This window comes from Micromonospora sp. NPDC051296 (assembly GCF_040682255.1).
In the GTDB taxonomy this organism is placed as follows: domain Bacteria; phylum Actinomycetota; class Actinomycetes; order Mycobacteriales; family Micromonosporaceae; genus Micromonospora; species Micromonospora craterilacus.
Window position 1 is genome coordinate 1 of sequence record NZ_JBFBAO010000103.1, and the last position, 18,580, is coordinate 18,580.

The window sequence follows — 18,580 nt, forward strand, 5'->3', positions numbered from 1 at the left end:
CAATGCCGGCCAGTGCCCGCAGCAGCGAGGACTTGCCCGAGCCGACCGGGCCGACGACCAGCACCAGCTGGCCGCGTTCCACGGTCAGGTCGACGTCGCGTACGGCGGTGAGGCCGTCGGTGTGCCGGACGCCGAAGCCGGCCAGTTCCAGCCGTCGCAGCGGGGTACGCGGCGCCACCGGCGGGGCGGGTGCCGTCCCGGCGGCCAGGTCCACCCCCGGCACCCGGGCGGAGTAGACCTCGATCCCGCCCATCTCCGCCGTCCGGCGGGTCCACACCCGCGCCGACGGGACCTGCGAGATCAGCGACGCGGTGGTCCAGGCGAACCAGCGCGCCGCGCCCAGCGTGGAGACCGCCACCAGCGCCGCCCCGGCGGAGAGCCCACCGGCCAGGAACAGCGCCCAGACGCCGATCGGGAACAGGCCACTGGCCACCGACGGGGTGGAGCGGGCCCATACCTGCACGGCGATCTCCCGGCGCTGCCGGTCGCTGCGTACCGCGTCGAGATCGGCGAGGTGGGTCAGCACCGGCCGGGTCGCCCCGGCGAGCTTGACCGTCCGGGCGGCCGACAGCGTGGAGACCAGCGCGGTGGCGAACGCCGCCCGCGCGGCGACGGTGTCCCGGGCCGCGCGCTCAAGCCGGGGGCCGAACGCCGTCGCGGCCAGCCCGGACAGCACCATGGTGCCGAGGAAGAACAGCCCCGGAACCACGCTGCCGGTGATCAGGGTCATCGCCACCAGCAGGATCACACCGACCGTCTGGTCGAACAGGTTGTCGGCGAGCTGCACCACCCGCTCGGTGTCGCCGCCCTGGGCCACCACCTCAGCCGGGGTGTGCCGGCTGACCCGACGCGGGCCGGTCTGGCCGTGCACCAGGCGCAGGCTGATCCGCAGCATCTGCCGTACCCACCAGGCCGGGAACCACAGGTAGGTCCAGTAGTGGGCGGGGATGGCGAGCACCAGACCGACCGCGATGCCAAGGGCGGGCAGCCACGGGTCGCCGGTACCGTCGACCAGGTCGGCCCAGAGCCAGGCCAGCACCGGCCCGTCCAGGCCGAACACGGCCAGGACGGCGAAGACCCCGACCGCCGCCGCGCCGTAGCGGGGGTCGTTGAAGCAGAGCCGGAAGATCTCCCGCAGCGTCCGCGCCCGGGACGCGGGCCGCCGATCGCCGCCGGGCGGTTCAGTGGCGGTACGGCCAGCCGGCTCGGCCGGAGCTGGCCGATCCGCGCCGGCCAGCGGGCCTCCCCGGTCACCACCGACCGCCGGACCGGTCCGGTCACCACCGGCCGCCGGGCCGGACGCCGGGCTGGCGACGACGGCGCCGGCCGTGCTGCCCAAGGAGGCCGCAACGGTCGCGCCGGCCGGGTTGGCGCCGACCAGTGCCGGTTCGCCCCGGACCCAGTCGGCACCCGAATCGGCGAGCAGATCCACCGGGGCGTCGCCGCCGTACGCGCCCGCATGGCTGGCCGCGAGGAGTTCGGCGAAGCGGCGCGAGCGGGACAGCGGCGCGGCCTCTACCACCGCACCGTCGGCCAGCACCACCACCTCGTCGCACCGGCTCACCGAAGACAGCCGGTGGGCGATGACGATGCCGATCCGGTCGCGCAGCAGCCGCTCGGTGGCCTGCTGCACGCGCGTCTCGGTGACCGGGTCGAGCCGGGCGGTGGCCTCGTCCAGGATCACCACGTGCGGGTCGCGGACCAGGATGCGGGCGAACGCGACGAGCTGTTCCTGCCCGGCCGAGAGCACGTGGCCGCCCTCGCCGAGGCGAGTGTCCAGGCCGGCGGGCAGCTCGGCGATCCAGCCTTCCAGCCCCAGCTCGTGCAGGGCCTGCACGGCGGCGTCGAGCAGCTCGGGGTCGAACAGCGCGACGTTCTCGGCGAGCGTGCCGGCGAGGATCTCGGTCCGCTGCGGCACCACGGCGACCCACCGGCGCAGTTGCTCCACGTCCAGGTCGAGCACGTCCCGCCCGCCGAGCAGCACCGTTCCCGGCGGCACGTCGACGGCCCGGGTGAGCAGCTTGGCCAGCGTCGACTTGCCCGATCCGGTCCGCCCGACCAGGGCGTACGAGCGGCCACGGGCGAAGGTCAGGTCGATGTCGCGGAGCGCGGGGCCCCGGTCGGCGTCCGGTCCGCTGCTCGGGTAGCGGTAGGTCAGGTCGCGGATGACCAGGTCCCCGTCGGTCGGGGCGGCACCGCCCGTGGGTTCCTGCGGGGCGTTCTGGAGCAGCTGCACCCGGCCCCACGCGCCGAGGGCGTACTGCACCTCGGGCACCATCCGGCTGACATGCTCGACGGTCATGCCCAGCGAGAGCGCGAGCAGCCAGATCGCGGTCAACCGGGCGGTGTCCACCCGGTCGGTGGCCAGCGCCCACGCCCCGCCGAGCACGACCAGGGCGATGCCGACCCGGGTCACGCCGGCCGCGATGGTGTTCACCTGCGCCGACATCCGCCAGACAACCCAACCACGACGGAGCACCTCGGCCGCACGACGGGCGTACAGCCGCAACACGTACGGCCGGGCCAGGCTGGTGCGTACGTCGTCCTGGCCGTGGATGGACTCCTCCATCACCGCCGCCAGGTCGGACCAGGCCGCCTCCTCGTGCATCCGGGCCGGGGCGATCCGCCCGGCCGGCCGGCGCAGGGTGACCGCGAGCAGGACGCAGAGCACCAGCATGCCGACCCCGGCCGGCCACCAGACGGTGAGCGCGACCAGCGCGGACAGCAGGCCGACGGCGAGCGCCTGGGCCAGCCGCACGCCCGGTCCGCGCACCCCGGAGGCGACGTCGTACACGTCGCCGTCGATCCGGTCGAGCATCTCACCGACCGGCGTGGTCTCCAGGGCGGGCACCGGCTGGCCCATCGCCACCCGGCACAGCCGGCGGCGCAGGTCGGCGGACCAGTCGGCGGTCACCCCGGCCATCACCAGGCTGACCACCAGGTCGCTGATGACGGCGGCGACCAGCGCCGCCGACAGCAGCGCGAAGAACCCGACGGAACGGTGCACCAACACCGGCCCGGCCAGCGCGGCGGTGGCCGCCTGACCGATGCCGCCGAGCACGATCAGGACGACCACCAGGGTCATCCGGCGGGGAGACGTGACCCACAGATCACGGAGCAGGCGCATGGGTCGGTTCCTCCCGGAATGGTGGCGGAGGTTCCAGCCTGCTGCGCGCGCCCGGGCAGCTCAACGCATTTTCGCCCGAAGCAGACGCTCAGAAGAGCACGGTGGCCAGGGTGCCGACCGGGCGGAAGCCGCAGCGTTCGTAGACCCGCCGGGCGGGCAGGTTGAAGTCGTTGACGTACAGGCTGACGGTCGGGGCGACCCGGGTCAGCGCGTCGCGCACCACCGCCGCCATCGCCGCCGTGGCGATCCCCCGGCCCCGCCACTCGGGTGCCACCCAGACCCCCTGGACCTGGGCGGTGCGTCGGGTGACGACCGCCAGTTCGGCCTTGAAGACCACCCGGCCGTCGACGAACCGGGCGTACGCCCGGTCGGAGCGGATCATGTCGGTGACCCGGCGCCGGTACCCGCGCCCACCGTCCTCGGCCAGCGGCGAGACCCCCACCTCCTCGGTGTACATCGCCACCGCCGCCGGGAAGAGCAGGTCGAGTTCACCGCCACGGACCCGGCGCACCTGCGGGTCGGGGTCGACCTCGGGCAGCGCGTCGGTGGCCAGCAACGGCTGGTTCGGGCGTACGTCTCGGGCCGGTCCCCAGGTCTCGGAGAGGCGGTCCCACAGTTCCAGCACCGCGTCGGCCCGCCCGACGATCGAGGAGCAGAGCCGTTCCTCGCCGGCGAGCAGGTCGGCGAAGGCGGCGACGGCCTGCGGGCTGGCCAGCACCGGGGTGAGGTTGCCGCCGAGCCAGCAGACCGATTCGAGGTGGCGGCGGGAGCCGTACCCGAGCACCCGTCCCTCCGCACGCCACCATGCCAGCCCGCGCGCGGCGACCCGCTCGGCGACCTGCGCGCTCGCGTACGGGTCGAGGTCGAGCAACCGCTCGACCGCGCGACGTTCCGATTCCCCCAGTTGCCGCACCGGCGCCGTCAGCACGGTTACCAGCCTGCCAGATGCGTGCGGGGCGTGGTGGCGGACGGTGACCACGGTCCGACGGCCGGACACGCGCGGGCCGGACGGCCGGACGGATCGGGGCGAATGTCGCGGACCGCCAGCCTAGCGAGTTGTCGCCGTTGCATTGCCGATATATCGTTGATGCATCAGCGACAGTTCGATCAAGGAGACAGCCTGATGAAGTTCCATCGACGGGGGCACCCCCTGCACGAGGCCCGGATGCGCGGGTTCGGCTTCCCGCCCTTCCCGCCCGGACCGCACGGCCACGGACCGCACGGCCACGGCCGGGGTGGTCGCGGTCGCGGCCGGGGGCGCCGGCCGAACGTCCGTAGCGCGGTGCTGGCCCTGCTTACCGAGCGGCCGATGCACGGCTACGAGATGATCCAGGAGATCGACTCCCGCACCGGCGGGGCCTGGCGGCCCAGCCCCGGCTCGATCTACCCCACCCTCCAGCTGCTGGAGGACGAGGGCGTGATCGCCGCCACCGACGAGGCCGGCGGTGGCCGCAAGCGGTTCACGCTCACCGAGCAGGGCCGCCCGGAGGCCGGGGAGGCGGCGCAGACGCCGCCCTGGGCGGAGGTCGCCGAGGACACGATCAACAGCTGGCACGACATCCGGCACGCCGGCGCGCAGGCGACGAACGCCCTGCGACAGGTGATGATGACCGGCACCGACGACCAGCGGGAACGCGCCGCCCAGGTGCTCGACGAGACCCGCCGCAAGCTGTACGCGATCCTCGCCGAATCCGAGTGAGCCCCGGTACGCGCCGAGGGCGGCCACCCCTGGTCAGGGGTGGCCGCCCTCGTGTCGAACGGGCCGGTGTACCGGGTCAGTGCACGGTGACGGTGGCGCCGGGAAGCAGCTCGCGCAGCTCCTCGGGCAGCTCGGCGCCCATCTCGTCGGCGAGCCGCAGCGCCTCCTCGATCAGGGTCTCCACGATCTGGCCCTCGGGCACGGTCTTGATGACCTGCCCCTTGACGAAGATCTGACCCTTGCCGTTGCCGGAGGCCACGCCCAGGTCGGCCTCCCGGGCCTCGCCGGGGCCGTTGACCACGCAACCCATCACGGCGACCCGCAGCGGCACCGGCAGCCCCTCCAGGCCGGCGGTGACCTCCTCGGCGAGCTTGTAGACGTCGACCTGGGCCCGCCCGCAGGACGGGCAGGAGACGATCTCCAGGCCGCGCTCGCGCAGCCCCAGCGACTCCAGGATCTGGTTGCCGACCTTGATCTCCTCGACCGGCGGCGCGGACAGCGACACCCGGATGGTGTCGCCGATCCCCTCGGCCAGCAGTGCCCCGAAGGCGACCGCCGACTTGATGGTGCCCTGGAACGCCGGGCCGGCCTCGGTCACGCCGAGGTGCAGCGGGTAGTCGCACTGCTCGGCGAGCTGCCGGTACGCCCGGATCATCACCACCGGGTCGTTGTGCTTGACCGAGATCTTGATGTCCCGGAAGCCGTGCTCCTCGAACAGCGAGCACTCCCACAGCGCCGACTCGACCAGCGCCTCCGCGGTGGCCTTGCCGTACTTGGTCAGCAGCCGCTTGTCGAGCGAGCCGGCGTTGACCCCGATCCGGATCGGCGTACCGGCGGCGGAGGCCGCCGCCGCGATCTCGGCCACCTTGTCGTCGAACTGCCGGATGTTGCCCGGGTTCACCCGCACCGCCGCGCAACCGGCGTCGATCGCGGCGAAGACGTACTTCGGCTGGAAGTGGATGTCGGCGATCACCGGGATCTGCGACTTCTTCGCGATCGCCGGCAGCGCCTCCACGTCGTCCTGGCTCGGCACCGCCACCCGGACGATCTGGCAGCCGGACGCGGTCAGCTCCGCGATCTGTTGGAGGGTGGCGTTGACGTCGGCGGTCAGGGTGGTGGTCATCGACTGCACCGAGACCGGCGCGCCACCACCGACCGGCACCGAACCGACCATGATCTGGCGGCTCGCCCGGCGGGGCGCGAGCGGAGGCGGCGGTACGGCGGGCATACCGAGGCTGACAGCGGTCACTTCAGGCACTCACCTTGTGAAGAGGGTGATCGGGTTGACGACGTCCGCGGTGATCGTGAGCAGCGTGAACACGCCACCGATCAGGATCACCACGTACGTGAAGGGCATCAGCTTGAAGTAGTCGACCCGGCCCGGGTCGGGCCGGCGCAGCCGCGCGTACACCCAGGAGCGGGCCCGCTCGAACCAGGCGATGGCGATGTGACCGCCGTCCAGCGGCAGCAGCGGCAGCAGGTTGAACACCCCGATGAAGAAGTTCAGCGAGATGAACAGCATGACGAAGATTTCCCAGGCGTCGTTGGCGACCGCCTCGCCGCCGAGGATGCTGGCGCCGACCACGCTGATCGGGGTGTCCATGTCGCGCTCGCCGCCGGTGATGGCGGTCCACAGCGCGGGGATCTTCTCCGGCAGTCGCTGCAACGCCTGCGCGGTGGCCACCGCCATGTCGCCGATGAAGTCGCTGGTCGCGCCGACCGCCTCCACCGGACCGTAGGTGACCAGGCCGGGGGTGGAGAGGATCAGCCCGACGCCGAGCGCGGAGACGTCGGTGACCGGCCCGTCGGGGTTGTCGATCGGCGGGCGCTTCGTGGTGGCCAGGACCGTCTCGGTGGTGCCGGGCTGGCCGTCGCGGACGTACCCGATGTTGGCGGTGCTGCCCGGGGTGGTGGCCCGCAGGGTGGTGAGCAGCTCACCGTAGCTGTTGATCGGGGTGCCGTTGAGCGACGTGATCCGGTCACCGTTCCGCAGCCCGGCCGCCGCGGCCGGGCTGGCCGCGTCGCCGGCGGCGCACTCCCGGTAGGTGGTGTCCGGCAGGACGCAGTTCTGCAGGGCGATCACCGCCGGCTCGGCGCGGACCTGCGCCTCGGTGGTCGGGCGGTCGGGGTTGGGCAGGCCGAAGGTCATCGCGGCGAGCCAGGCGGCGAAGATCGCCAGCGCGAAGTGGGTGGCCGAGCCGGCGGACATCACGATCGTCCGCTTCCACACCGGGTACCGCCACATCGCCCGCTTCTCGTCACCGGGCTCGACGTCGTCGTCCTGCGGGGTCATCCCGACGATCTTGCAGAAGCCGCCGAGCGGGATGCCCTTGATGCCGTACTCGGTCTCGCCCCGCTTGAACGACCAGAGGGTGGGGCCGAAGCCGACGAAGTAGCGGGTGACCTTCATGCCGAAGGCCTTGGCAGTGAGCATGTGGCCGGCCTCGTGCAGGCTCACCGAGACGAGGATGCCGAGGGCGAACAACACCACCCCGAACGCGAACGACATCAAGCTCCTTCCACCGCAGCTGCGATGATCTCCTGCGCGTGCGCGCGGGCCCACGACTCGGCTCCGAGTACGTCCTCGACGGTACCCGGTTCGTCGAATTCGGGAGCCTCGTCCAACACCCGCTGCAACGTGTCGACGATGCCGAGAAACGGCAGTCGCCCGGCGACGAACGCCGCCACGCACTCCTCGTTGGCCGCGTTGTAGATCGCCGGTCGACACTGGCCCGCCTCGCCGGCCGCCTTGGCCAGCGCCACCGCCCGGAACGCCTCGTCGTCCAGCGGCGCGAACTCCCAGGTGTGACTGGTCGTCCAGTCGACGGCGGAGGCGGCCCCGGCGACCCGGTCCGGCCAGCCGAGGCCCAGAGCGATCGGCAGCCGCATGTCCGGCGGGCTGGCCTGGGCGAGCGTCGAGCCGTCGACGAACTCGACCATCGAGTGGATCACCGACTGCGGGTGCACCATCACGGTGATGTCGGCGTACGGCACGTCGAACAACTCGTGTGCCTCGATCACTTCCAGCGCCTTGTTGACCATGGTCGCGGAGTTGATCGTGACCACCGGCCCCATGTTCCAGGTCGGGTGCGCGAGCGCCTGCTCCGGCGTGACCTGCGTCAACTCGTCGCGCCGCTTGCCCCGGAACGGCCCGCCACTGGCGGTGACGATCAGCCGACGTACCTCACTCCGGGTGCCGCCGCGCAGGCACTGGGCGAGCGCCGAGTGCTCCGAGTCGACCGGCACGATCTGCTCCGGCCGCGTCACCGCGGCCCTGACCAGCGAGCCGCCGGCGACGAGGGACTCCTTGTTGGCCAGCGCGAGGGTACGCCCGGCCCGCAGCGCCGCGAGGGTCGGCGCGAGCCCCAGCGAGCCCACCACCCCGTTGAGCACGACGTCACACGGCCACTGCGCCAGCTCGCTCATCGCGTCCGGCCCGGCGACGATCTTGGGCAGCTTGAACTCGCCGCTGGCCCAGCCACGCCGGCTGGCCTCCGCGTAGAACGCGAGCTGAAGATCCTGGGCGGCGGACGCCTTCGCCACCCCGACCGCCTCGACCCCGAGTTCGAGGGCCTGGGCGGCGAGCAGCTCGACGTTGCCACCGCCGGCACCCAGCGCCACCACCCGGAACCGGTCCGGGTTGCGCCGCACGATGTCGATGGCCTGCGTACCGATCGAACCGGTACAGCCCAGCAGTACAAGATCGCGGGGGGAGGTCACCCGCCCATTCTTCCCCACGCCCGCTGTACGCCCGCTGGGAGCCTCGGTGAAAGGAAGGGCACCTTATTAACGCCTGCGGTAGAGGAAGGGCCCCTTATTAACAGGCCAGAGTGCTCGCTCAGCCGTACCCGCGCGAGTCGTCTCCCCGGTGGGTGCCGCGTCGTCGAGCAGGTCGGCCGGGTCGACCGAGAAGTCGAAGGGCCGGTTCATCACGAAGGTCGTGGCGGCGGCTGCCGCCAGCGGCCGGTCGATGATGCCCGCCGCCCCGATCTCGCCGAGCAACACAGCCGGCCCGACTTCCATCAACCTTCGCCCACCAGCGTGCGAAGCACCGCGGGGTCCGGAATGAAGAGATCATCGCCGGAGACAAGGTTGACCGAGTGGTACGCCCACAGCCCGGCGGCTCGCGCCGCCTGCCGGAACCGGTGGCCAAGTTCACGCTGCACCGTTCGCCGGTCGGCACCGCCGCCCGCAGTCACCACGACACAGCCGCGGGACACCTCGATCCTCGGTCCGGCGTTCTCTGGTAGCAGGTTGAGCGCGGCGCTCGCGGTCCAGCTGACGTCGAAGGCAGTCAACACGTCGAAGAACGGCGCGACGCCAGCCCTCCCCCGCTGCACGCCGACCAACCTCCCATGAGATGAGCGGTCACCACCGCTCGGGAATGCGTCAGGTCTCGACCATCATTACTCCCGGCCCCACTCGACCAAGGCACGCAAGATTGCTTATGCCCCATATTGATCACATTCCGACCGGGCCGTTCGGCAGGGCGGGCTCCGCGACACTCCGACTCGACTGTGATTCTTGGACAGTTGCCGTTCGGCGCTAACGGAAACTGTCCAAGATCTCGATGCCGCACCAAACCCCGAGGCATTATTCGAACATCGAGAAAGCCATCAAACGGGCGGAACGGGCCGTCATGATGACGGGCGGCCGATTGAGGCCGGCAAGCAGGAACTACTCGTCGCCGCCGGGGCATGGCCTGGCCGAGATCCGCCGTACCCGTGGGCTGATCCAGCAACAGGTCGCCGGCAGCATGGGCATCACCAAGGGCCGCGCCTCGCAGATCGAGCAAGGCAAGATATTCAGCCCGGACGCCCTGGCTCGCTACGCCGCCGCGCTCGGTGGACCGACCCCACCGGGCGATCTACTTCGACGACGGCGACATCCCCGCCATCGCATAGCCGGTCCGCGCCTTCGGCTCCAGGACCCACCGGGTGACGGAAGCCAGGCCCGGTCACGCCACGGTCCGGTGCCGACGGCTTGGGACGGCACCGGACCGCATCACGTCGGGCTCAGGCTTTGGTGCCGAAGCGGCCAGCGCGGGTGGCGATGACGAACCGGGTCCAGGTCGGCGGGTCGAAGTTCAGCTCCGGACCCTGCCGGTCCTTGCTGTCGCGTACGCCGACCGCGTCGGCGAACCCCGCCACCTCGACGCATTCACCGTTGCCGCCGGACCGGGACGACTTGCGCCACACCCCGTCACGTCTCATAGTTCATCTCCTTAGCGATCGCCGTGATCAGCTCACGGGAGTCATCGACATCGAGCGCCCGCTCGCTCAGCGAGTGCCAGGCGTCCTCGTAGGTTCGGATCTCGTGCGGCTTGTCAAGGTAGACCGCGCCACACGGACCGTCCATGTAGACGGTGGTCGGCTCCGGCTCCCGCACGTCCGTCGGGAAGTCGAGCATGGTGAAGGTGCCCGTCTCGGCCCAGCGGAACAGCCCCGCAGCCAGAGGGAGCACACGGACCTTGATGTTGTGCCGCTGGCTTGCCACCACCAGGGCGTCCAGTTGTCGGGCCATCGCCGAGCGGTCACGCAGCGGTCGGCGCAGGACCGCTTCGTTGAGGATCACGTCGTAGTAGGGCGCCCGGGGCACCGCCCGGGCCAGGAGGCGTTGTCTGCGGAGCCGGACGTCCACCTTGGCCTGCTGCTCCGCATCGCTCATCTGCGGGTGGTCCGTCGCGATGACCTCGGTCATGTACTCGACCGTCTGCAACAGGCCGGGGATCAGGTCGGCCTCGTACTTCCGGATCTTGGTGGCGGCGGCCTCCAGGCCGACGTACAGCTTGAACCAGTCCTTGATCGCCTCCCCGTAGCTGTGCCACCAGCCGTGGGCCTTGGTCTCCCGGGCCAGCGACCGCATGGTCTTGATGGTTTCACGGGACGCGCCATACACCCGGCACATGGCCTCCACGTCGTTCGGGTGCATCGGGACCTGGCCGGTTTCGTACCGCCAGATTCGCGGCGTCGACCATTCCAATTCCTTTGCCGCCGCGGCCACCGTTACGTGCGCGTCTTCGCGAATTTCTCTCAAATACCTGCCGAGTTGCCTACGCGGGACGGTGCTTCCCGAGTCGTCCACGTCATCTCCTTCGCTGTTGTCGCGTAAGGCACCTCATCCCTTGGTTCGCATTCTTCCCCAGAACATTGCGCCAGGCCAGTAGTGAAATGACCATCTTGGATGACCGGCCAAACCCCCGGCGGGTCACGACCGGGGTGGGCGCCTTTCCCCGAAACCTCATCCCGGCGCCCACCCCGGCATCGTCACCATCGGCCAGAGGGAGGATCATGGAATCGATCGATAATGTCCTCGGCGACATCCCACTACCGCCCTACGTCACCGCCGAGGACGTCACCTTCGCGGTCCGGGCGATCAGCGTGCACGCCGCCGAGCAGTGGCCGGGCGGGCCGCGCTGCCGTAACGACCGGGCACCCCACCCGTGCCGGCTGCACCGCTGGGGCCGCCGCGTCCTCGACCAGCGCGGCCTCACCGAACGGCAGATCCGTGCGCTGATCGCCGAACAGGAAGCGCCCCGCCCATGATCTACGTGACCGGCGAGCGGCTACTCCCGCAGCACGTACGCGCAGCCACCTTCGACACCCGTTGGCGCGGCCTCGACCCGGCCCAGGTCGACGACTACCTCAACCGAGTGGCCGACGAGATGGATCGCCTGCACCGTGAACTGACCACCGCCAACACCGAGGCCGAACGGATCCGCCAGGCCCTCCGGCAATGGCAGTCCCGGCAGAGCGCCCATCACCACGGGGAAGCCTCCTACCAGCGAGGGCCACGATGAGCGCGCCTCGCTGGATCATCCACCTGCCCACCACACTGACCAGCCTGGACGAGGTCACCGCCCTCGCCGTCGCCCTCCGCGATTCGCTCGGCCACGTCACCGCCATCGACTTCGGCGAGACCACCCTCAGCGAGGAAGACCGCCAGTTCCTGCGTACCCGAATCTGGTGCGACGCCCCACACGGCGGCCCCGACCGCTGCCGCCTCCCCAACGACCACGACGGCCCCTGCACGACCGCCGACAGCCCGGCCAGCAGCTGACCACGGGCCGCTACGGCTGCTGGCTCCGCTGCCGGGGCATCCGGCGCACCGCGTGCCAGATGGCGAGCGGGATGCTGGCGAGGATCGCCGCCACCGCGATGGCCAGCGCGAAAGTGGTCGCCATGGTCTGGCTCGGCCAGCCCGTCTGGAGCCGGACGAGGTACGGCAGCGGCACCGCAGCCCCGGCGAGCAGGCCGGCGAGACAGGCACCACCGACAGTGACCCCCGTTGGCTCAGGACCGGCGGCAGCAAGCGGTACGGCGACAATTGCCGGGACCAGGGTCAGGCCCACCATCATGCCCAACGGAATGAACAGACCATCGTGTACGCCGGCCGATGCCTCCTCGATGAAGACGGCCATAAGCAGCACGCCGGGTAGGCCGACAACGACCGCCACCGGGGCCACGAACCAGCCGTGCCGCCGGGCCAGTAGCGCGCTGCAACCGATGAAGACCACCAAGCTCCCGACCGCGATCGACAGCGGAACGGCAATTGTCGTACCTATGGTGACGGTCGCCTTTATGGCATTCGGAATTGGCTGCGGGGGATCGTCGTCCCGAGATTCCCTGCCGACGAAGGGGCGCAGCCCGATCCGCTCCCAGTTGCCGGAGGCGTCCCGACGGACCAGGCCGTCACGGCCGTTGGCCACCATGACCACCACGCCCCCGCCCGGTTGGTCCCGCACCACCAGCGCGCGGGACGACAGGTACTCCCGGACATCACCCATGCCCGGATAGGTCATCCCGAGCCGTTGCCGGGCCTCCTCATCGATCTGCCATGCGACGCGCCAGGTCGTCCCGCCGTCCTGACTCTCCTCGACCGCCAGATGGCGCGGCACGATCCGGAAGCAGTGCCGGGGTTCCCGTACCGAGCAGTCCTCTCCCGATGCCGGTGGCGGTCGCCCGTCCCAGAAGTGTTCCTCGTCGGCCTCCGGATGCCATGAGAACGTGAGCCCGTCGTCCTTGGTGTCCCACCAGGAATGGGGCTCTCGCGAGTCCTTGTCAAAGGCGTTGCCGATGCCGACCAGGACCGTACCCCGCCACTCGACGATCGTGACGGCGTCGTCGTAGGCGACGGCGGAGGTGGCCGCGACGCCCAACCCGGCTATCGGCAACACCACCAGTACCGCCATCATCCGCAACCATCGAGCCAGGCCAGGGCGGGCCGCCGCCGCCCGCCACGTCCACCAGGCCAGCCCCAGCGCCGGCAGCGCCAGCAGATCCGTGACATCCGCCAGGATCACCGACGGTCCGTTGACGACGCTCCACGCCGACGAGGCCGCCTCGGCTCCCGCCGGACTGGCCTTCACGGCGGTGAACCCCGCCCCCACCAGGAAGATCGCGATGGCCGCCAGCAGGTCCGCCGGCCCGACCGCAGGATTCCCCGCCGGATCGGACGGGTGACGCCGGGGCCGTTCCGCGCCGCCCTCCACGGCGGCGCGGGCCGCACGGCGCAAGGCCGGCAGCGCGCAGCAGCCGGCCAGCACGAGCGCCACCAGCGGCGGCGCCATGACCAGACCGGCGACATCGCTGAGCTTGCCCGTCAACCAGCCCGGGTACGCCGCCTTCAGCACATGGTCGTTGAGGATCAGCAACGCCGTGGCCGCCACGGTCACCGGATGGATCAGCCAAGTCAGGATCGTGTCGATCGGCCTCTTACCCGAGCGGTCCCCGCCCCCGTCGTGCTCCTGCGACGCCCCCATGCTTCCACCGTCGTGGCCGCGCGTAACACCCCTGTCTCGTCCTCACCTCAAACCCGCATAGATCCCGATGGGTGCCGAGGCCGGTCGCGTGGGTAAACGGTGTCCTCGCCGGTGATCATCAGTCCTCGTTTCGACGCAGTGCTTCGCGGGAGAGGAAGTCCGCCCTGCGGATCACTTCCGGGAGCCGGTACCGCGGGCTCAGGTCGAGCGTCAGGGACGTCGCCTCGTCGAGGCCGGTGCGGTGGCCCACCGACACGAACACCGGCTTGACGTCTGCCTGCGTCCGCAGCACCCGGCCCAGCACGTCATCGCCGTCACACAAGGGCGACCAGTCGCCCCGACGCTTGCCGGGCTGGTCGTACGTCCCGACGAACGGCGTCTTCGCCACCCCGAAGGTGGGCCGCTCCATCACGACGCCCAGGTGGCAGGCCAGCCCGAACCTTCGTGGATGCGCGATGCCGTACCCGTCGCACGCCACCACCTCGGGACGACACCCGAGCTTGCCCAGCGCCTGGAGCACGATCGGCACCTCGCGGAAGGCCAGCAGCCCCGGCACGTACGGGAAGGTCACCTCGCCGTGCACGACGGCCGACTCCACCTCTTCGCCGGTCGTCAGTTCGATGACCACGGCGGCGGCGGTGATGCGCGGCGAGGACTGGTCGTACGACACGTCCACGCCGGCCACCAGCGTCGGGCTGGCGGCCAGGTGAGTGTCCAGGTCAAGCCGCTGCCTCAACTGCTCCTGGAGCCGCTCCGCCTCCGCGACGGAGGTCGGCGGTTCGTGGTGCATTGCGTTGCCGGCTCAGGCCGGACGGTGCAGGACGAAGGTATCCAGGTCCTCGCCGCAGTACCAGTCGCGCAGCAGCAGCCGTTGGGTGGTGACGATCGCCATGGTGCCGGATCGTAACGGCGATCAGCGTCCGCGCAACGGGGTTGTCCTGGACCGGGCGGTCGCAAGGCAGTGGCCCCGACCGGTGTCGACAAGTCGCACCGGCCGGGGCCACAGGATCATTCGATCAGCCGCGGGTCAGCTCACGACCCGTTCCACCACAGGGCGCTGGCGACCTGCGGGTAGAGGCCCTCAGGGTGGGCCCGGAAGAGCGGCTCGGTGCCGAACAGGGTCACGTTCGCACCCTTCGCCACACCGCTGACCACCACGGCGTGGCCGGCGGCGGCCGCCTGACCGCCCCAGTGACCGGCGAGGAAGAAGCCCTCGTCGGCCAGGCGCTGGTCGACCCGTACGCCGTCACCGACCCGGGTGAAGTACTGCGGCGCGTCGACGAACGCGGTCGGCAGCGCGTTACCCGTGATCGGCGAGGCCGGGTTGTTGACCACCTTGACGATGCCGTTCGCGTCGCTGCGTCCGGCCGCGATCGTGACGTCGAGCAGCCCAGCCCGGTCGTTGAACTGCTTGCCGCTGCTGCCCCGGCCCACGACGGTGCCGCCGTTCGCCAGCCACTCGTTGAACGCCGCGGCCTGCGTGGCGTTCAGGCTGAGCGGGTTGAACGACGTCGTGGAGACCAAGAAGGCGTCGAAGTCGTCGAACGACAGGGCCCCGTTGTTGAACGCGGTGTGGGTCACCGAGATCGGGTTGAAGCCCATCTGCTGCAGGGCGAAGATCTCGCCGCCGTTGGCCGACACACCGAGCCGGGTCTTGGCGACCGGCTTGGCCGTCCGCGCCTCCGCCGGGGTGATCTTGGCGAACTCGACACCGTACGCGTCGGCGATCGGGCGTACGACGGACGCGTTGGCCGACACGACGAACGTGCCGTCGGGGGTCCGGGCCAGCTTCACCCCGTCGTTGAGCAGGTGGTTGACGGCGCGGATACCCGCCACCGAGTCGACGACCAGGCCGTACTCCGACCGGTTGCCCGGCGCCACCTCGCCGGTGGCACGGGCCTCGGTAACCGGACGCAGCACCTTCGGGTCGAGGGTGACGTCCTCGGTCACCCGCTCCACCGTCGCGCCCCAGAGGTGACCGTGGCTCCAGGCCGAGATGTCGTACATCGCGTTGAAGTCGTTGGTCACGTCCCGCCCGACATCGAGCAGGGCGCCCGCCAGGCCACGCTTGGCCTGACGCATGTCGACCACGTAGGCGCCGGCCTCGTAGCTCTTGCCGTTCAGCTGGAACGGCCGCCAGGCGCGCTGCACGGTCAGGTCGTTGTCCAGCATGAACTGGACCAGCCGAGCCGCCGCGGTGGCGCTGCGCTGGTCCGCGCCGGCCGGGATGACGTACGCCCGCGGGAAGCCCTGCAGGTGCGTCTTGGCGTTGTCACCACGAGCGAGCGAGAGGGCCAGCGGGTCGTCGATCGGCCGGGTCGCCTCGCCGTCCACGCCGCGCCGGAACCACTCGAGCTGGTTGGCCAGCAGCTCCGTCTGGTTCTGGGTGGCGTAGCCGAGGTTGCCCTTGATCGTGGCCTTCGCGACGGCGGTGTTGATCCGGGTGCGCTCGTGCCGCTCCGCCTCGGCCAGGTTGCCCCGAGGGTTCAGCGGAACCTCGATGGTGTGCCCGATCGTGCCGTGGTACATCGCGTACATCGGGGTGAAGATCGGCGGCCAGTCGTCCCAGCCCTGGGTCCGGTCCCGGAACGGGATGTCGTTGCGCCGGCTGCCGTCCGGGTTCGCGCAGGTGGCGCGGGTCTCGCCGGTAGCGAGGACGGCCTGCTCCATGGCCAGCGCGTTGCGCAGCGCGTGCTTGATGTACAGGTCGTACTCGTAGTTGTCACCGTGCGGACCGGTGGTCGGCTCGATGAGCGTGCAGGACACGTACCCGTGGATGTCCAGCATGGTGAGCGGGCTGTAGCGGACGAGCTGGGCGCGAACCGCGCGGACCTCGGGCTGCGAGGCCGTGATGTAGTCGCGGTTCATGTCGAAGCCGTTCGCGTTGGCCCGCGTCGCCGCGACCCGACCGTCCGGGTTGTTCGTCACGACGAAGGCGATCACGTGACGGTCGAGCATCTTGACGATCTCGGCGTCGTTCGAGAAGGCGAGCTCCTGGAGAACCTGGAGGCTGGCGTCGGTGCCTTCCCACTCGTTGCCGTGGATGTTGTTGTTGATGAACAGCGGGGTGCGCCAGTTGTCGTACCCGCCGGCGGCGAGCTTGGCCTGGGCCGCATGCGGGTCGCTGATCCGCAGGTCCGACAGCTCCTGCCAGTTCTTCCACTCGGCGGCGGTCATCGGCGAGGTCGCCACCACCAGGTGCAGGTCGCGGCCCAGCACGGACTGGCCGATGACCTCCACGCTGATCCGGTTGCTCTGCTGAAGCGCGCGCAGCGCGGCCGGGATCCCGTGGTACGGAATGAGGTTGAGCGGGATGGACGCGTCGGTCAGCTCCACCGGCACGTCCTTGATCACGTCGTTGCGCGGCTTGCCGGGCAGCTTCGCCGACGGCGCCGGCTCGGCGGGCTGCCGGCCCGGAGCGTCGGCGGACCGTCCGCGCTGATCCGACCCGACACCGAACGGCAGGTTGGTGTCGGACTGACCACGCGGCGACCCGACGGCGGCGTCACCGACTTCCGGGTCGGGCGGCGCCGCGGTGGCCGCGGTGGTTGGTCCGAAGAGGAGCCCAGCCGCGAGTAGGGCTATCAGTGGGCGACGAACACGCACGTACATACCTCGATTCGAGGGGGTAGGGCGCCGGCGGCGACTTCTGGTCACGATCATCAGCGCCATGATGATTGGCTGTTCTACCAGCGACGGAAGCGCAAGTCGATAGCCCGTCCCACACGGGAGCGCTTCCCGGCCGATTTACCGAGGGGCAACCGGGCCAAAACGGGTTACCCGCTGGTCAACGCCCGTGCGCCCAGGCACGCCGGCACGTCACCGAGTGGCATGCGCTCACGGGCGGGCGGCGGGGGCGGGCTCGGTCGGGGCGGGCAGTACGAAGGTCTCCACCTCGGTCCCGCCGTACCAGTCGGTGCGGCGCCCGATGTGGGTCATGCCGAGCCGGCCGCAGACCGCCATCGACCGGTCGTTTCCCGGCGTCACCACGGCGTAGACCTGCCGGGTGCCGGTGGCGAACTCACGGGCCAGCACGGCCCGGGCCGCCTCGGTGGCGTAGCCGTGGCCCCAGGAGTCCGGGTGCAGGTGCCAGCCGACCTCGATGTCCTCGGTCGGCGTGCTGCCGTCGGCACCAGGCAGCGGCTTGAGCAACACGCTGCCCGCCACAACCCCGCTGCCGGCCACCTCGATCGCCCAGAGCCCGTACCGACCGGCGTACGGGTCGTACCGCTCCCGCCAGGCGGCCACCCGCTCGGCGGCCTGCCCCGGCTCGGTGAGCCGCCCCGCGCCCCCGCCCAGCCAGCGCATCACCTCGTCGCGCGAGTAGATGTCGTAGATCCGGGCCAGATCTCCCGGCGCATCCGTCCACTCGCGCAACACCAGCCGCTCGGTCGTCTCAACGCTCATGCCCACCGACCCTAACCCCACCCTCAACCCCCCACCGAACAGCGTTGATCATGAAGTTGACGGGGCATCCGGAGATCAAATACCCCGCCAACTTCATGATCAACGGCGGGTGCGGGGGTGGGAGGCGTTAGGGTGCGGGGATGACGGGTGAGGTTCCTGGCCGGGCCGACGTAGTGATCGTCGGGTCGGGGCACAACGGGTTGGTTTCCGCGATCCTGCTGGCCCGCGCGGGGCTGGACGTGCTGGTGCTGGAGGCCGCCGACGTGATCGGCGGAGCCACCCGCACCGAGAACCCCTTCCCCAAGGTGCCCGAGCTGCGCCACTCCACCGGGTCTTACCTGCTCGGGCTGATGCCCCCGGAGCTGCTGGCCGCCCTCGACGTACGCATCCCGGTGCTGCGCCGCGACCCGCATTACTTCCTGCCCACCCCGGGCGGCGCGGGCTCGCCGTACCTGCTGTTCGGCACCGACACCGCAGCCAGCCGCAAGCAGCTCGCCGAGTTCTTCTCCCCCGCCGACGTGGCCGCCGACGACGCGTTGCAGGCCGAGCTGGCCGCGCTGCGCGAGGACCTCGCGCCGGCCTGGCT

At 70.9% G+C, this 18,580-nt stretch carries 18 protein-coding genes and 1 pseudogene; 6 read left to right on the forward strand and 13 right to left on the reverse strand.

All coding sequences use genetic code 11. From position 1 onward, the window contains the following. Both AB0M52_RS13645 and AB0M52_RS13650 read right to left on the reverse strand, forming a co-directional pair. A partial coding sequence (locus AB0M52_RS13645; protein ID WP_363952983.1) for an ATP-binding cassette domain-containing protein occupies positions 1-3,127 on the reverse strand: 3,127 nt, incomplete at its 3' end. A gap of 88 nt (positions 3,128-3,215) precedes the next feature. Next, a complete protein-coding gene (locus AB0M52_RS13650) occupies positions 3,216-4,055 on the reverse strand; it encodes a GNAT family N-acetyltransferase (protein WP_363952985.1) in 840 nt (279 codons plus the stop codon). A 195-nt stretch (positions 4,056-4,250) separates the two neighbouring features. On the opposite strand from AB0M52_RS13650, the gene AB0M52_RS13655 reads away from it, so the two are divergent. Beyond that, positions 4,251-4,826, forward strand: coding sequence for a PadR family transcriptional regulator (locus tag AB0M52_RS13655; protein WP_363952987.1), 576 nt, complete (start codon positions 4,251-4,253; stop codon positions 4,824-4,826). 76 nt (positions 4,827-4,902) lie between these two features. Here the strand turns inward: AB0M52_RS13655 and ispG are convergent, their stop codons facing one another. The 5 genes from ispG to AB0M52_RS13680 all read right to left on the reverse strand — a co-directional run bounded on the left by ispG (position 4,903) and on the right by AB0M52_RS13680 (position 9,166). Next, a complete protein-coding gene (gene ispG / locus AB0M52_RS13660; RefSeq protein WP_363952989.1) occupies positions 4,903-6,075 on the reverse strand; it encodes a flavodoxin-dependent (E)-4-hydroxy-3-methylbut-2-enyl-diphosphate synthase in 1,173 nt (390 codons plus the stop codon). 9 nt (positions 6,076-6,084) lie between these two features. Then, positions 6,085-7,335: a site-2 protease family protein gene (locus tag AB0M52_RS13665; protein ID WP_363952991.1), complete on the reverse strand. Its 1,251-nt coding sequence runs from the start codon at positions 7,333-7,335 to the stop codon at positions 6,085-6,087. Beyond that, on the reverse strand, positions 7,335-8,546 hold the full coding sequence (gene dxr, locus AB0M52_RS13670; protein WP_363952993.1) for a 1-deoxy-D-xylulose-5-phosphate reductoisomerase: 1,212 nt from the start codon (positions 8,544-8,546) through the stop codon (positions 7,335-7,337). Before dxr ends, AB0M52_RS13665 begins: the two co-directional genes overlap by 1 nt. A gap of 66 nt (positions 8,547-8,612) precedes the next feature. Next, the gene (locus tag AB0M52_RS13675; RefSeq protein ID WP_363952995.1) at positions 8,613-8,849 is read right to left on the reverse strand and encodes a hypothetical protein; all 237 of its coding nucleotides are present in this window, start codon (positions 8,847-8,849) and stop codon (positions 8,613-8,615) included. Beyond that, complete coding sequence (locus AB0M52_RS13680) at positions 8,849-9,166, reverse strand: hypothetical protein (protein WP_363952997.1); 318 nt, start codon at positions 9,164-9,166, stop codon at positions 8,849-8,851. The genes AB0M52_RS13675 and AB0M52_RS13680 overlap by 1 nt, the downstream gene beginning before the upstream one ends. A gap of 310 nt (positions 9,167-9,476) precedes the next feature. Here AB0M52_RS13680 and AB0M52_RS13685 point away from each other — a divergent pair. Then, a pseudogene (locus tag AB0M52_RS13685) lies at positions 9,477-9,730 on the forward strand (helix-turn-helix transcriptional regulator); the annotation flags it as partial. Between the two features lie 111 nt (positions 9,731-9,841). Here AB0M52_RS13685 and AB0M52_RS13690 read toward each other — a convergent pair. Together AB0M52_RS13690 and AB0M52_RS13695 are read right to left on the reverse strand one after the other, a co-directional pair. Continuing rightward, a complete protein-coding gene (locus AB0M52_RS13690) occupies positions 9,842-10,024 on the reverse strand; it encodes a DUF397 domain-containing protein (protein ID WP_363953018.1) in 183 nt (60 codons plus the stop codon). Between the two features lie 4 nt (positions 10,025-10,028). Continuing rightward, positions 10,029-10,910 (reverse strand): helix-turn-helix transcriptional regulator, encoded by an 882-nt coding sequence (locus AB0M52_RS13695; protein ID WP_363952999.1) that lies wholly within the window; start codon positions 10,908-10,910, stop codon positions 10,029-10,031. Between the two features lie 206 nt (positions 10,911-11,116). On the opposite strand from AB0M52_RS13695, the gene AB0M52_RS13700 reads away from it, so the two are divergent. The 3 genes from AB0M52_RS13700 to AB0M52_RS13710 are packed head-to-tail and all read left to right on the forward strand — an operon-like array spanning position 11,117 to position 11,885. Beyond that, positions 11,117-11,371 (forward strand): hypothetical protein, encoded by a 255-nt coding sequence (locus tag AB0M52_RS13700; RefSeq protein WP_363953001.1) that lies wholly within the window; start codon positions 11,117-11,119, stop codon positions 11,369-11,371. Continuing rightward, complete coding sequence (locus AB0M52_RS13705; RefSeq protein ID WP_363953003.1) at positions 11,368-11,625, forward strand: DivIVA domain-containing protein; 258 nt, start codon at positions 11,368-11,370, stop codon at positions 11,623-11,625. The genes AB0M52_RS13700 and AB0M52_RS13705 overlap by 4 nt, the downstream gene beginning before the upstream one ends. Continuing rightward, positions 11,622-11,885: a hypothetical protein gene (locus tag AB0M52_RS13710; RefSeq protein ID WP_363953005.1), complete on the forward strand. Its 264-nt coding sequence runs from the start codon at positions 11,622-11,624 to the stop codon at positions 11,883-11,885. Before AB0M52_RS13705 ends, AB0M52_RS13710 begins: the two co-directional genes overlap by 4 nt. A gap of 10 nt (positions 11,886-11,895) precedes the next feature. Here the strand turns inward: AB0M52_RS13710 and AB0M52_RS13715 are convergent, their stop codons facing one another. From AB0M52_RS13715 to AB0M52_RS13730, 4 genes are all read right to left on the reverse strand, one after another. After that, the gene (locus AB0M52_RS13715; protein WP_363953007.1) at positions 11,896-13,587 is read right to left on the reverse strand and encodes a hypothetical protein; all 1,692 of its coding nucleotides are present in this window, start codon (positions 13,585-13,587) and stop codon (positions 11,896-11,898) included. Between the two features lie 118 nt (positions 13,588-13,705). Then, positions 13,706-14,377, reverse strand: coding sequence for an endonuclease V (locus tag AB0M52_RS13720; protein WP_363953009.1), 672 nt, complete (start codon positions 14,375-14,377; stop codon positions 13,706-13,708). Positions 14,378-14,619: 242 nt separating this feature from the next. After that, positions 14,620-17,193: a M14 family metallopeptidase gene (locus tag AB0M52_RS13725; protein ID WP_363953011.1), complete on the reverse strand. Its 2,574-nt coding sequence runs from the start codon at positions 17,191-17,193 to the stop codon at positions 14,620-14,622. Between the two features lie 231 nt (positions 17,194-17,424). Then, the gene (locus AB0M52_RS13730; RefSeq protein WP_363953013.1) at positions 17,425-17,994 is read right to left on the reverse strand and encodes a GNAT family N-acetyltransferase; all 570 of its coding nucleotides are present in this window, start codon (positions 17,992-17,994) and stop codon (positions 17,425-17,427) included. Between the two features lie 140 nt (positions 17,995-18,134). Between AB0M52_RS13730 and AB0M52_RS13735 the strand changes: the two genes are divergently transcribed. Continuing rightward, positions 18,135-18,580: FAD-dependent oxidoreductase (locus AB0M52_RS13735; protein WP_363953015.1), on the forward strand; the 446-nt coding region annotated here is incomplete at its 3' end.

Bases quoted from the DNA above. Each gene is read 5' to 3' on its own strand.
- AB0M52_RS13655 (WP_363952987.1), top strand. From the start codon at position 4,251: ATGAAGTTCCATCGACGGGGGCACCCCCTGCACGAGGCCCGGATGCGC.
- AB0M52_RS13665 (WP_363952991.1), bottom strand. From the start codon at position 7,335: ATGTCGTTCGCGTTCGGGGTGGTGTTGTTCGCCCTCGGCATCCTCGTC.
- AB0M52_RS13675 (WP_363952995.1), bottom strand. From the start codon at position 8,849: ATGGAAGTCGGGCCGGCTGTGTTGCTCGGCGAGATCGGGGCGGCGGGC.
- AB0M52_RS13700 (WP_363953001.1), top strand. From the start codon at position 11,117: ATGGAATCGATCGATAATGTCCTCGGCGACATCCCACTACCGCCCTAC.
- AB0M52_RS13705 (WP_363953003.1), top strand. From the start codon at position 11,368: ATGATCTACGTGACCGGCGAGCGGCTACTCCCGCAGCACGTACGCGCA.
- AB0M52_RS13710 (WP_363953005.1), top strand. From the start codon at position 11,622: ATGAGCGCGCCTCGCTGGATCATCCACCTGCCCACCACACTGACCAGC.
- AB0M52_RS13715 (WP_363953007.1), bottom strand. From the start codon at position 13,587: ATGGGGGCGTCGCAGGAGCACGACGGGGGCGGGGACCGCTCGGGTAAG.
- AB0M52_RS13720 (WP_363953009.1), bottom strand. From the start codon at position 14,377: ATGCACCACGAACCGCCGACCTCCGTCGCGGAGGCGGAGCGGCTCCAG.
- AB0M52_RS13730 (WP_363953013.1), bottom strand. From the start codon at position 17,994: ATGAGCGTTGAGACGACCGAGCGGCTGGTGTTGCGCGAGTGGACGGAT.